The organism is Brevundimonas nasdae (assembly GCF_019395145.1).
GTDB classification, from domain to species: domain Bacteria; phylum Pseudomonadota; class Alphaproteobacteria; order Caulobacterales; family Caulobacteraceae; genus Brevundimonas; species Brevundimonas nasdae.
Genome location: NZ_CP080034.1, coordinates 1,588,608 through 1,602,421 on the forward strand (window position 1 = coordinate 1,588,608; position 13,814 = coordinate 1,602,421).

A 13,814-nucleotide genomic window follows, 5' to 3' on the forward strand; every position below is an offset into this window, starting at 1 on the left:
GCTCTGTGAGCCGAAATCGGGACCGACGACATGGCGCAAAACGCCGGGCAGCCAAGCCATTATCCGACCCGCGCCGCGCGTATCGCGGATCTGGTCGTGCATCTGGTCGGATTGGGTTTCGCCCTGTTCGGCGGCGGCGTCCTACTGGGCCTGTCGGTCGCGCGCGGGGATGTCGGCGTCATTGCCGCGGTCAGCGTCTATGCCGTCGGGCTCTTGGCCATGCTGGGCTTCTCGACCGCCTACAACTTCGCCAAGCCGTCGTGGCAGCCAATGATGCGTCGGCTGGATCACGCGGGCATCTTCCTGATGATCGCGGCCTCTTACACGCCCTTTACGACCCACACCCTGACCGGCGCCTGGGCTATCGCCATGACGGCGACCATCTGGACGCTGGCGTCGCTGGGCGCGCTGGGCAAGCTGTTCCTGCCGGGCCTGGGGCGCGGCTTCTGGGTCGCCATCTATGTAGCGCTAAGCTGGCTGGTCCTGCTGGCCTTCAAACCAATGCTGACCCACGGTTCATGGGTGGCCCTGCTGCTGCTCGGCATCGGCGGCTTGGTCTATATGTCGGGGGTGCTCTTCTATGTGCAGAAGCGGCTGAAGTATTTCCGCGCCATCTGGCATGGCCACGTCGTCGCCGCCGCCAGCGTCCACTGGGCCGCCGTTCTGGTCGGCGTGGTCCTGCTGAACGGCTCGCACTAAGCGGTTTCAGACCACAAAGGCGAACTCCAACCTCGTCTGGCCCGTCGCGGTCCCGCTGGCGTCAAAGCGGCGTTCCGTGATCAGCCCCCGCCCCTGCGCATCGATCATCACCAACGTGCTGCACCGCGTGCCGTATTGCGGATTGCGGATGAAGATCGGTGAGACGCGCGGCTCCCACGGCGCATCGGATGGTTCGGCCGGGACCACGCCCTCTTGCTCCAACCGATCCTCATGCAGGCCATTCATCAGCACGTCGGGGTCATCGCTGTTCGCCAGCCAGTCGGACAGGATGGTCTTCAGCCGCACCGTCTTGGGCCACGGCTCATCCAACTGCCCGTTCGACAGGCCATAGACGCCAGGCGACAGATCCTGCCGCTGCGGCTCTGGCTGATTGGTCCAGAATGTCGCCGCGCCGCCAATGACGCGGATCAGGTTGAAGGGGCTGAAACGCGCCAGTTCGGCGTCTGTCGGATCGGTGAAATCACCCTCTCCGCGCAGCATGTCGCTGAGCAGCAGGCCGCGTGACGGGGCATCGGTCCTGGGCCCTCCAAAACCGCGCAGATTGGTCACGACCGCCAACCGCCCCTGTTCCGACACGCCCAACCATGTCCCGCCGGACAGCCGATCACGCCCCGCGATGACGTGTTCCGCCTCGGCCCAGCGCGCCAGAGGATCGGCAGGCCGGGCATGAAGCTCATCCCGGTTTCCCGCCAACACCAGACGCCAGCGCGGATGCGCCCGCCAGGCTAAGGCCAGGACGCACATGGCGATCTCCGCTCATCAAGGACGTTCACCCCCTCGGCTTACGAGCCTGAGATCGCCGCGTCACCTCATGAAGTGGCCGATCAGCGTACTTCGAAAGTCGTGGTCAGGTCCGCGCGCGAGTCCCCGCCGATCCACACATCGAACACGCCGGGATCGATCACCCATTTGCGCTCCGCCCCGCTCCAGTATTTCAGCTCCGCCTCGCCCAGGGTGAAGGTCAGGGTGCGGCTTTCACCCGGCGCAAGGGTGATGCGCTGGAAGCCCTTCAACTCACGCACAGGACGGGTCGCGCGCCCTGCCCGCTGGTGGATGTAAAGCTGGGCCGTCTCGTCTCCCGCGCGCGCGCCGGTGTTGGTCACGACGACAGACACCGTCAATTGTCCGTCTGCCGCAATGCTGGGCTGGCTCACGGCGATGTCGGAGAATTTGAAGTCGGTGTAGCTGAGCCCGTAGCCGAACGGATACAGCGGCGTGGACGCCTCGTCCCAATAGCGGGTCGCCGCCGTGGCCGGGTCCTTGGTGCGGTTGTGGGCGTAGTATAGCGGAATCTGGCCCGCATCACGCGGCCAGGTGATCGGCAGCTTCCCGCCGGGATTCACATCGCCGTAAAGCACATTGGCGACTGCGGCTCCGCCCTCCGAACCCGGATGCCAAGCTTCCAGAATGGCCGGAACCTGGGTCGCGGCACGGCGGATGTCCAGCGGACGGCCGTTGACCATCACCATCACGACCGGCTTGCCCAGGGCGGTGACGGCGTCGATCAGCTTCTGCTGCTCGCCCGGCAGGGACAGGGACACCCGCGAGGCCTGTTCGCCGCTCATGTAATAGTCTTCGCCGACCGTCAGGATGATCAGGTCCGAGCGCTGCGCCAGGTCCAGAGCTCGCGCATATTCCGCCTCGGCTTTCGCTGCATCCCAGCGCGCAGGCATGGGCCGCATGGCCGAGAACATCGACGGCGTGCCGCGACGGATCTGCACGCCCGGCGCCGTCTCGACTTGAGCCGCCCCTTCCAGCTTGGCCTTCAAACCCTTGAAGATGGTGACGGTTTCGTCCGTCTTGTCAGCAAACGCCCACGGTCCGACCGTGTCGACCGGCGAGTCCGCCAGCGGCCCGATGACGGCGACACGCTGGTGCGCGCCGCGTTGCAACGGCAGGGCGCCGTCCTTGTTCTGGAGCAGGACCATCGCCTGCTCCGCCGCCTGACGCGCCAGCACGCGGTGATCAGGCGCCGTCAGCACGGACTCGGTCAGGGAGGCGTCGACATAGGGGTTTTCAAACAGCCCCATCTTGAACTTGGCGATCAGCACACGCCGCACGGCGCGGTTCACCACGGCCTCGTCCAGACGCCCGTCACGCACGGCCGCGACCAGATTGTCAAAGGCCCCCGTCCCCATCGCCATCTCCATGTCGTTCCCGGCGCGGATCGAGCGGATGGCGGCGTCGGTGGCGTCGGTGGCGAAATGCTGCGGGATCAGGCTGCGCACGCCGTTGGCGTCCGACACGACAAACCCTTCAAAACCCAGTTCATCGCGCAACAGGCCGTTCAGCAGCCAGTCGTTGGCCACCGCCGGCACGTCGTTCAGTTCCATATAGGCGCTCATGACATTGGCGGCGCCCGCGTCGATCGCGGCGATGAAGGGCGGCAGATAGACGTTGTAAAGCTGGGTGTCCGACAGGTTCACGCTGTCATAGTCACGCCCGCCCTCGGACGCGCCATAGCCCAGGAAATGCTTGGGGCCTGCCAGCACATGGCCCGGCGCGCCGATGGTCTCGCCCTGAAAGCCGCGCACCTGGGCCGCCGCCAGAACCGAGGCCAGATAGGGGTCTTCGCCCGGCCCCTCGACGATGCGGCCCCAGCGCGGATCGCGCGTCAGGTCCAGCATGGGAGCAAAGGTCCAGTGGATGCCCGATGCGCGGGCCTCCTGCGCGGCCACGCTCTGCGACTGTTCCACCAGTCCGGGCTTCCAGGTCGCCGCCATCGCCAGCGGCACGGGGAAGACGGTGCGGAAGCCGTGGATGACGTCGTATCCGAACAGCAGCGGAATCCCCAGCCGGGTCTCCTCCACCGCCATCTTCTGAATCCGGTTCACGACGACCGGATCACGCACGAACAGCACCGAACCCAGTTGCGCGGCCTTCACGCGGGTTTCGACTGGCGCAGCGCTGCCCAGCACGAACTGCTGGCTGACCTGGCCGACCTTCTCCTCCAGCGTCATGCGCGCGATCAGGGCGTCGGCCCGCGCCTCGGGCGACTGAACAGCAGTAGGGGCGGGCGCCACGGCGGATACGGGCGCGACCGGTCCGGCGATCACGGTGGTTCCGGTCAGGCTGCACACAGCGACACCGACAAGAAGACGTTTCAGAAGTCGCGATCGCATCAGACGCACCCCAGTAAAAAAGAAGGCCGATGTGGACGCTGATCCACACCGGCCAGTCAGCAAGCAGGACGGCCCGGGAGAGCCGATCAGCTCAGGTTAGAAGGTCTTGCGAAGCCCGATCGAAACCACGCGGCCCAAGGTCGAGCCATTCGCGGTTCCGCCGATCGCGTTGTAGTAGGGCGGCTCTTCATCGAAGAGATTGTCGATGTTCAGCGTCACCGTGGTGTCGCTGAAGGCGCCGCTGAGCCCCAGGTCATACGACCCGAACAGATTGACCGTGGTGAAGCTGTCGATCTTGTTCTGCCCCACCACATTCGTCACATCTGCCGACGAGTTGTGGTTGACCGTCAACTCACCCGCAAAGGCACCGGACAGGAAGCCTGCCGATCCGACCAGCGAATAGCGGCTGGCGCCATTCTTGAGCTCATCGGTCTTGGGGCCGCTGGCGATTGCGCGCAATTCGCGGTTCAGATTGTAGGTGCCCGCCAGACCGACATGCCACAGACCGAACGAGGCCGGACGACCGTATCTGATGTTGAAGTCAAGGCCATCGACATCCAGCGTGCCCAGGTTGTTGCGGCGCGCATCGATGAAGACCGCAGGCGGCGTGAAGCCAGTGTAGAGCGAGGCCAGGCTGGGCGCCCCGTCGATAGCTAGGCCCGCTGTCTTCGCCGTCACCTGAGCCAGGGTCGGATTCAACAGATAGTAGGAGGCGTAGTTGGGATCGGCGAAGAAGGGCGCGCCGCGCAGGAAGGGCACCAGACCAATCGCGTCCTTGAAGGCCACATTGAAGTAGGTGACGCTGGCGGAGAAGCCGTCCAGGGCGCCGTCGGGGCGCCAGTCAAAGCCCAGCGACCAGGTGTCGGCGGTCTCAGGCTTCAGGCTGTCATTGCCGCCCGCCAGGATCAGCGTCGGACGCAGCATGTCGAAGGGCGACGATCCTGCGGGCAGCCAGGGGCTGAAGCGGATGACCTGAACGCGGGAGTCTACGCCGTCGCCCATGTCAGCCAAACTAGGCGCGTGGAACGAAGTGCCCCAGTTGCCGCGGACAGTAAGGGTCGAGATCGGACGATAGTTGAAGCCGATCTTGGGGTTCGTCGTGTCCCCCACGTCGCTGTAGTTGTCGTAACGAACCGAGGCGGACAGATCCAACGCGCCCATCGTCGGGCTGTTGAACACTGGCGCCAGAACTTCAGCGAACAGCGAGGTCACGTCCCGGCTGGACGACGAACGCGCCAGGTTCAGAGCCGAAGGCGCGCCGGAGCCCTGTTGCGCCTTGATGCTTTCTTCGTGGTACTCGGCGCCAACGGCCAGCTTCACGTCGCCAGCCGGAAGGGTGAACAGGCTGCCATCTACGACGGCGCGAGCTTCGCGAATCTCCTGAACCGAATGACCATAGTTCTGGAAGTCGATGATGCCTTTCAGCACCGCCGCATTGGTTGCGCCGACATTATAGGGGTTCAACGCGGTCGCCGTGGTCGTGCCGGCAAGTGCTGCAGCTTCAGCCGCCGTGTTGATGCCCCATGTGCGGACCTGATTGGTGCTGCGGCCCCAATTCAGCGACGCCTTCAGACGCCAGTCGTCATTGATCTGATAGGTCAACGAGGGCGTGACGCCCGTTGAGGTGAAGCGGCTGTTGTTCTTCGGCGCAGCCGTTCCCCAAGCATCGGCGTAGTTGAAGCTGACGTTATGACCCAACTCTCCAGCGACAGACTGGAAGTAGGGGTTCAACGCAGTGATCGTGCCGCTGCCGCCGATGCCGGAGCCCTCTCCCACCGAAACACCGCGACGCGTCGTTTCACGCTGCGAGTAGTAGGCCGTGGCATCCAGAGAAAGGCGATCATTTACCGTATGGGAGACCGTAGCAAACAGGCTGTGGCGCTCTTCTTCCGGATAGAAATCGATGACCTTGGCCTGATCGCAGAAGTTTGCGCCCGGCGTGCGGCCAGGAAGCTTGTAATCCGTGCCCGGCAGCAGCGGCGAAAACGGATTCGGCGTCGTGATCGTGCCCGGCGAGCAGGATTTGGAGCGATAATCGCCACCGCCGCGCGAGGTCAGGTCCTGGGTGAAGTAGTCGCGGTCCGCGCCCGCGATATTGCTGTGCTGGGCGTAGGCATACGAAATAATGCCCGAACCGCCGTTCCAGACCTTACCCGCTGTCAGGTTCAGGTCGAACTGGTCATAGCCGTCGCCCACGCCGTAACGGCCAGTGGCTTCAATGCCTTCGAACTTCTTGCGGGTGATGAAGTTGACCACGCCGCCGATGGCGTCCGAACCATAGATGGACGAGCCGCCGTCCGGAATGACTTCAACGCGCTCCAGCACGCCCGGCGGAATGACCGACGGATCGGGCGAGGTCTGCAGAATGCCCGCGCCGACCATGCGGTTGCCATTCAGCAGGACCAGAGTGGTCGAACCGCCGGATGCGCCCAGGTTGCGGATATTCGGACGATTGATCGGCAGAGCCATGTTGGCGCCCGGCTGGGGCGCAGTGTTGAAGGCGCTGGAAATCTGGGGGATGCGCGCCAGCAGATCATTGGACGAGGCGGCGCCCGTGGCGATCACGTCCTGCCGCCCCATGCTGACCACATTGGTGCCGGTCGGGGCCACGCCGCGCAGCAGGGTGCCGGTGACGACGATGTCATCAACCTCGGTCGCCGCTGCGCTGTCGGGCGCAGGCGCGGTCTGGGCCGAAGCGGCTCCAGCGGCGGACAGGCCGATCACGACCATCGCCGTCGTCGCCAGAAGCCGTGTGTTCAAGGGTGCGTTGCGCATCTGTTTTCCCCCAGGTCGTCGGACCTGCCCGCCTTCGCGGGTCTTTCCTGGATATTGATCCGCCGGACGGGTGCCCGATCAGACTGTCGTTTCCGGCGACGGTTGAGCCGTCGTCCCAGATTGTGAGTTAAGGTTCCGCGATTTCAAAAAACAGGTCAAGAACTATTTGAGCGATTGCATAACCAAATAGCTTGGGGCTAGCCTGACTGTTTCCGGACGGCCACAAAGCGCCGCCCTCGCCGCTGCCTTAGGTGGTTCACCCATGTCTTCTCTGTTCGCCCGCTTCGGCCCGCTGGCCGCCGCCGCAGCCCTCGCCCTGCCCGCCTGCGCTCAAAGCACAGTCAAGGTCGGGCCGCAGCACGCCGTCTCAAGCGCCAACCAGACCGCGCCCCAGACCTTCGCCATCTGGCCCGGCGCCGCACCGGGGTCAGAGCGCGCGACCCAGATCGAGACCATCAGCCGCTTCCCCGGCGCGGGCTTCGAGGTGGTGCGCAACGTGACCCGTCCGACACTGGAGGTGTTCCGACCCGAACCCGGCAAGGCGACGGGCGCTGCGGTGGTGATCGCGCCGGGCGGCGGCTTCCGCTACCTGACCATGCAGGCCGAGGGCGCCGATGTGGCCCGCGCCCTGACCGCGCACGGCGTCACCGTCTTCGTGTTGAAATACCGCACGCTGGAAACACCCGCCGATGATGGCCAGCACTGGCGCGAATTCTTCGTCTTCATGGCGGGCGCGGCGCGTTCCAACGGCGCCTTCAATCTGGATGAAGCTTCGGTTGAGGGCGTCGCCGACGGGGTGCAGGCCCTTCGCCTGGTGCGCCAGCGCGCCGCCGAGTTCCAGATCGACCCGGCCCGTGTCGGCATGATCGGCTTTTCCGCCGGTGCGCGTGTGACGGCCGGCGCCCTGCTGGACGCCGACCCGGCGGCCCGCCCCGCCTTCGCCGGGCTGATCTATGGCGCCACCTTCAACGACGCCGCCCTGCCCGCCGACCTGCCGCCGGTTTTCCTGGCCGTTGCGGGCGACGACAAGCTGGCTGAGCCGACCGTGCTGAACTTCTACCGCGCCGCAGCGAACAAAGGCCGCCAGCCCGAACTGCACGTCTATCGCGACGGCGGCCACGGCTTCGGCATGAACAAACAGGGCAAGAGCAGCGACTTCTGGATCAACGATCTGGTGAACTGGCTGCAAGTCCAGCAACTGGCCCGCCCCTGACCACGAACCGAAACGGGCGGCCCATCACTGGGCCGCCCGTTGGTTCTTAAGCTGCGGCCATCTCGGCCAGGGCGGTCTTCAAGACCTTGCCCAGACCATTACGCGGCAGTTCGTCGACGAAGGTGATCGCCGACACCCGCTGCAAGGAACCCAGCCGCTCATTGGCCCAGACGCGCAGGGCCTCCGCCTCGATGGTCGCGCCCGGCTGGCGCACGACATAGGCCACCGGCGTCTCGCCCCATTTGGCGTCCGGCACGCCGATGACCGCAGCCTCGAGCACCTCGGGGTGAGCATCAATCTGAATCTCAAGATCGATCGGGTAGATGTTGAATCCGCCCGAAATAATCATGTCCTTCTTGCGCCCGACGATCTGCAGGAAGCCCTCGGCGTCAAACCGGCCCAGGTCGCCGGTGCGGATGAAAGCGCGGCCTTCAGGATCCGTCCAGCGCCCCGCCTCTGTGGCCTCCGGACGGTTGTTGTAGCCGATCATCATCTGGGCCGAATGGCTGACGATCTCGCCCGTCTCGCCGACCGGCTGTTCAACGCCGTCGTCGTTGATGATGCGGATGTCCGACCCCGGCGCGGGCATGCCGACCGTGTGCAGTTTCTCGGGGAACAGATGGGCGGGCAGGAAGCAGATGCCGCCGCCTTCGGTCATGCCGAAGATCTCCAGCAGACCACCCGGCCAGCGGCGTAGCACCTCGGATTTCAACTCCACCGAGAAGGGCGCGCTGGTGCAGAGCTTGAGCTGGAACGACGACAGGTCGAAGTCGTCAAACGCGGGTTCCGCCATCAGGCGCTGGTACTGAACCGGCACCAGCATGGTGTGGGTGATGGCGTGCTTCTGCGACAGCTCCAGGAACGATTTGGTGTCGAACTTGCGCATCACCACGACCGCGCCGCCTGCCCGCAGCGTCGGCAGCAGGGTCACCAGCGTCGTGTTGGAATAGAGCGGCGTCGTCAGCAGAGTGACGACTTCGCCGCTGAACAGGGCGGACAAGGCGCCCATCTGGCCTTCGCGCATCCGGTGCGAATGGATGATGCCCTTGGGCACCCCCGTCGTGCCGGACGAATAGATGATGTTGAAGGCGGTCGCCGGATCAATCGGCTCCACCACCGGCGCCGCGCCTTCGGGGGCCAGCCAGTCCAGCCAGGCCCTGCCGCCCGCCGAACCGTCCAGGGTCACGATCTCGAACCCGTCCAGACGCGCCGACTGGCTGGCGTCCGAAAAGACCAGACGCGGATTGGCGTCGACCAGCATCGCCTTCAACGTCTCGTCCGTCACGCTGGGCGCGAGCGGCACCGGCGTCATGCCCGCACGAACCACCGATACAAAGGCGGCGGCGTATTCGACACTCGGCTCGCCCAACAGGGCCACGCGGTCGCCGACCGACAGGCCGTCGCGTTGGAGGGCGGCGACGACCCGGTTCATCAGGGCGTCGAGCCCTGCATAGGTCAGGATCACATCACCCTGGATCAGGGCGGGGCGGTCACCGCCGTCACGCGCGTGCTGGGCGATGGCTTCGGAAAGGGAAGAGACAGTCTGGGTCAAATCGTTTCACTCATCTTTGCATGAAGATGAATGTAGCTGCACCAGGGGCCGCCGCATAGACGGCATGTCCATTCTCGTTTCTGAGGTAGCGTGCGCCGCGTGGCGTGCGTTTCAGCCGCTCGGCGCCATTGGGCAGCCAGACCTCTGCGCGGGTCGCGCCGGGAATCACCACGTCAAGAACAGCCGTCTCCCCTTCTCTCCGCCAGGCCGACCGCACCTCACCGCGCGGCGTCATCACCCGACCCGAGGCGTGATCCAGCCCCGTCGGCAGGGCCGGACGAATGACCACGTCGGCAAAGCCAGGCGAACCGGCCCGAATGCCCGCCAGACCTTCGTAGAACCAGTCACTGACCAGCGCGAAATAGTGGTGGTTCCACGAGCGGGAGTTCAGCCCCCAGCCTTCCAGCATCGAGTTGATGTCGTTGGCCAGCCAGAAGCCCCAGCTGGGCTGGGTCGTCTTGGTCGCCACCTTGTACACGGTGTCGGCGTGGCCATAGTCCGTCAGCAGGGTCAGGCCATACCGCATCGGATAGACGCCCATGGTCAGGGTGTAATCATTGGCTTCCAGGTCGGCAGCGACGGCGTCGGCGACGTGCTGCTGCTCACCGTCGGGCACGATGCCGAAGGCCAGCGGCAGGATGTTCTGGGTCTGGCTGAACGGCGGGGTCGGCCCGTTCTCGACCGCGCGCGTCACATAGCGATGCGTCGCCGCGTCCCAGTATTTGCGGTTATAGGCCTCGCGAACCTGCGCGGCCAACGCCTGATAGCGAGCGGCGTCCTCGGTTTTGCCCAGGGTCGCGGCGTTCCGCCCCAGCGTCGAAACCATGTAGAAATAATAGGCCGAGGCCGTCGCATCGACCGGCCCGAACGGCCCCTTGCCCGCATAGTCGCCCAGCCCTCTGGAATAGGTGAAGTCGGGTGCGGTGATGAAGGTCGAGGTGTAGTCCACCAGACGTTTCTGGCTCGCATACATGTCGGCGATGATCCGCTCGTCGCCATAGTGGCGCAGCATGTCGTCGGAGATGACGAACATGGCCGCATCCCACGATGGGGTCGGCCCCCAGATGTAGGACCAGCCCGGCGTCTGGTCGAAACCATAATAGGGCGTGGACGGCACGATCTCCGGCAACTCACCGCTGGCTGCCTGGGCGTCGCGGAAGTCGGCCAGCCACTTCGTCCAGACCCGCACCATGCCGAAGTTGATGCTGGCGGCGGAGGCCGAGGCCTGTCCATCGCCGGTCCAGCCGTTCTTCTCCAGGCTGGGGGTGTCGCTCATCAGGCCGTGCATATTGTTCAGCAGGGCGTTCTGCGACGCCTGCTGGATGCGGTTGATCAGTTCATTGCCGCTCTCGAAGGCGCCGATGCGCTCGACGTCGGAATGGATGATCTCGGCGGTGACGAAGTCTTCGCCCGGCGCCGATCCAAGCCCCTCGACCTGCACATAGCGGAAACCCGCATAGCTGAAGCGCGGCGCCCAATGCTCAACGCCGGTCCCCGCGAATGTGTAGTGATAGGTCTGAAGCTGGGCGTCGATCAGGCCGCTGGCGACCTGGGCCGACCCGTCCTCGGCCTTCTTTTCGGTCAGGACCAGGGTGACGGTGCGGCCCGCCGGCCCCGTCATCTTCAGTTGCGGACGCCCCGTCAGGATGCGGCCGAAGTCGAACACCCAGACGCCGGGCCGAACCTCGACCCGCGCGACGGGCTGGACCTGCTCGATAGGGCGGATCGGATCAGCAGCGGCGGCGACCAGCTTGCCCGCAGGCGCCGCCGCCTCCAGCGCAGGCGTCCAGCCCTGTCCGGTGAAACGCGCCGAGCGCCAGCCGATCGGCTCACGCCGCGCGTCATAGCGTTCGCCCGCATAGATGGAGTCATGAAGGGTGGGACCGTCGGCGGTCGTCCAGTTGCGATCGGTCGTGACCACCTCACGGCCGCCGTCAGCATAGGTAATTTCAAGCTGGGCCCGCAGGGACGGCTCGGCGTGCCACGGGGCCTTGTGGAAATACCATTCGTTCGGCTCGGTCACTCCGTACCAGGCGCGGCCAAGTTCGGCGGCCAGCACATTCTCGCCTGCGCCCAACAGACTGGTGACGTCATAGGTCTGATAGAGGACGCGCTTGCCGTAGTCGGTCCAGCCCGGCGCCATCGGCAGTTCGGACAGAACCCCGCCGTTCAGCGTCAGATCGGCCCAGCCGCCTGCCGCCACATAGAGACGCGCCGAGGCGATCTGGCCCTGCCCCACCGTGAACGCCCGCCTCAACAGGGGCGCCGGGTTCGACAGAGGCAGCACGATGTCCTTGGTCGGCACGCCCGAGGCGATGATCAGGCCATCTGCGCCCAGACTGCCGCCCGTGAACGGGTTGTCGCCATTGGCGAAGGTGGTTTCGAATGGCGCGCCCTCGGTGGGAACCACAGACAGGCGGTGCACGACGGCGGCGTCTGGCGCGGCTGAAAGGAAGCCCACCGTGCCGCGCGTCTGGGCGTCGTCATGCATCTCGTCGATCACGCGTCCATCCAGGCGGGTCACGATGCGGTCGCCGACGACCTCGATGCTCAGGCTGTGGCGGCCCTGGCGCAGGGCGTCCGCCGTCATGCCCAGGTCGATCTTCTTCAGAGATGTCTGATTGACCACCGCCCGCGTTCCGCCCGGATAGCGGCGCACCTGGGCGTTCAGAACCGCCCGCCCCTCGTCCTCGCCAATGCGCCAGACATAGGCCTCGCCATAGGTCTTGCCCTCGGGCGAGGCGCGGAACAGCACGTCGAACTGACGACCCTTAAGCGTGAAATCGACGGTGATCGTGGCATCCGACCACCCCGTGGGCGCGGCGGCGTTGCGCGAGATCCAGGTCGCGGTCCAGTCGGATGGGTTCAGCAGCCCCATCTCCCACGACGCGACATTGCTCCACGGCGAGGCGCGGCCACGTCCGTCCCAGGTGCGGACCTGCCAGACACGGCGGTCGCGCGAAGACAGGACGGGCCCTTGATAAATGACGGCGGCGTCAGTGGCGGAGCGGACGCGACCGGTGTCCCAGGTCACTTGACCCGCCATCAGGGCCTGCTCGGACACGCCGACGCGCAACTGATAGGCGCTCTGCGTACGGGCGGCGGGCGGACGCCACGACAGGCGCGGGTTCAGGGTGTCGATGCCCAGCGGACTGGGCGCGCCGTTGACGACCAGAGCCGAGGGACGATCCGTCGCCTCCACATCATCGGCGCGCGCAGCGCCTGCGGCGACAGTCAGGCAGGCGAAACCCGCCACGGCTAGCTTGAGCATCGACATGGCGGGCTCTCCCGTTGGCCGCTTTCGCGGTCAGTTACGCGTAATGAGCACGACCGGGCGAACAGCCGCCTGGCCGCAGGGTCGTCTCAGTGGTTGGCGTGCGCCGGAACAGCGCGCAGCAGGGCGTCCAGCTCAGCCAGTGCGGCGTCATCCAGATTGGCCTGCGGGAACTCGGCCAGCTGACGCGGCGACAGGCCGCCGATCATTTCAGCCAGACCAGCGGATTCTTCCGGCGTCATGGCCGGGGCGCCGGCGGCGATGCGGCGCTTCTCGAAGAAGTCGCCCAGCACCACCTTGGCCTGCGGATCGGCGCTGATCTCGGCCATCGTCGTGTCGACGGTGAACTTGGGGGCGGGTTGCGCGGCGGCGGGCGCCGGGGTCTGCGCCACGACGGGGGCCGCAACGGCGGTCAGGGCCAGAGCGGCGGCGATGGCAAGAGAGCGGATCATTGGTCGTTTCCTTTGAGCGTGTTCTGTCTGGGTTTGGCCGGTGTCCGTGACTAGCGGACCAGCACTTTCACAAGCGCCTCGGCGTGCGCCTCGATGACGTCGGGATCGGCAGGATCGATGTTCCAGACGCGTCGGACTTCGGGAGCCAGCGCGTAGAAGGTCTGGGCCGCGCCGACGAAGATATAGACCAGGGCGGGCGTCGACACGTCGGGCAGGATGCCCTCGCGCTTGCACATTTCGATGAACTTGCCCGAGACGCGGCTGATGTCGACGATGAAGGTGTCGGCGGCCCAGTTCAGGCGGTCGTTGTCGCGCATGCTCTCCTGAACCATCAGTCGGGCGTGCTCGGGGTGTTTGGCGTAATACAGGACCACGGCGCGGATCACCGCGCGGGCATAGGCCCGGAAGTCGGCATGGACCGGGTCGTCATGACGCGGCATGGCCAGCTCCTTGGCCTGACGCTCGAACAGGAAGGCCACGGCGGCGCGCCACAGCGCGTCCTTGCTGGAGAAGTGATATTTGATCAGGGCGTTGTGCGCCCCGGCCAGGGCTGCGATCTCACGCGTGGAGGCGCCGTCGAAACCCTTTTCGGAAAACACTTCCAGCGCCGCCTGAAGCAGGCTGGCCTGCGTCGCCTCGCGTTGCTGGACCCTTAGGTTGACCTTGGTCAAAACCGTTCACCTGAAACAACATACATCCGAACGAC

General features: G+C 65.7%; 9 protein-coding genes. 2 read left to right on the forward strand and 7 right to left on the reverse strand.

Annotation, left to right across the window (positions count from 1 at the left end; all coding sequences use genetic code 11):
- The first annotated feature begins 30 nt into the window (after positions 1-30).
- On the forward strand, positions 31-699 hold the full coding sequence (trhA, locus tag KWG56_RS07795) for a PAQR family membrane homeostasis protein TrhA (protein ID WP_219354350.1): 669 nt from the start codon (positions 31-33) through the stop codon (positions 697-699).
- Positions 700-705: 6 nt separating this feature from the next.
- Here the strand turns inward: trhA and KWG56_RS07800 are convergent, their stop codons facing one another.
- From KWG56_RS07800 to KWG56_RS07810, 3 genes are all read right to left on the reverse strand, one after another.
- The gene (locus tag KWG56_RS07800; protein ID WP_219354351.1) at positions 706-1,464 is read right to left on the reverse strand and encodes an NRDE family protein; all 759 of its coding nucleotides are present in this window, start codon (positions 1,462-1,464) and stop codon (positions 706-708) included.
- An 80-nt stretch (positions 1,465-1,544) separates the two neighbouring features.
- Positions 1,545-3,842: a beta-glucosidase BglX gene (gene bglX, locus KWG56_RS07805; protein ID WP_219354352.1), complete on the reverse strand. Its 2,298-nt coding sequence runs from the start codon at positions 3,840-3,842 to the stop codon at positions 1,545-1,547.
- 96 nt (positions 3,843-3,938) lie between these two features.
- The gene (locus KWG56_RS07810; RefSeq protein WP_219354353.1) at positions 3,939-6,617 is read right to left on the reverse strand and encodes a TonB-dependent receptor plug domain-containing protein; all 2,679 of its coding nucleotides are present in this window, start codon (positions 6,615-6,617) and stop codon (positions 3,939-3,941) included.
- Positions 6,618-6,879: 262 nt separating this feature from the next.
- On the opposite strand from KWG56_RS07810, the gene KWG56_RS07815 reads away from it, so the two are divergent.
- Positions 6,880-7,830, forward strand: coding sequence for an alpha/beta hydrolase (locus tag KWG56_RS07815; protein WP_219354354.1), 951 nt, complete (start codon positions 6,880-6,882; stop codon positions 7,828-7,830).
- Between the two features lie 46 nt (positions 7,831-7,876).
- Here KWG56_RS07815 and KWG56_RS07820 read toward each other — a convergent pair whose 3' ends face one another.
- The 4 genes from KWG56_RS07820 to KWG56_RS07835 all read right to left on the reverse strand — a co-directional run bounded on the left by KWG56_RS07820 (position 7,877) and on the right by KWG56_RS07835 (position 13,779).
- Positions 7,877-9,382 (reverse strand): class I adenylate-forming enzyme family protein, encoded by a 1,506-nt coding sequence (locus KWG56_RS07820; RefSeq protein WP_219354355.1) that lies wholly within the window; start codon positions 9,380-9,382, stop codon positions 7,877-7,879.
- A gap of 10 nt (positions 9,383-9,392) precedes the next feature.
- On the reverse strand, positions 9,393-12,659 hold the full coding sequence (locus tag KWG56_RS07825) for a family 78 glycoside hydrolase catalytic domain (RefSeq protein ID WP_219354356.1): 3,267 nt from the start codon (positions 12,657-12,659) through the stop codon (positions 9,393-9,395).
- Between the two features lie 86 nt (positions 12,660-12,745).
- Positions 12,746-13,108 (reverse strand): hypothetical protein, encoded by a 363-nt coding sequence (locus KWG56_RS07830; RefSeq protein WP_219354357.1) that lies wholly within the window; start codon positions 13,106-13,108, stop codon positions 12,746-12,748.
- A 50-nt stretch (positions 13,109-13,158) separates the two neighbouring features.
- Positions 13,159-13,779: a TetR/AcrR family transcriptional regulator gene (locus KWG56_RS07835; RefSeq protein WP_201100248.1), complete on the reverse strand. Its 621-nt coding sequence runs from the start codon at positions 13,777-13,779 to the stop codon at positions 13,159-13,161.
- Positions 13,780-13,814 lie beyond the last annotated feature (35 nt).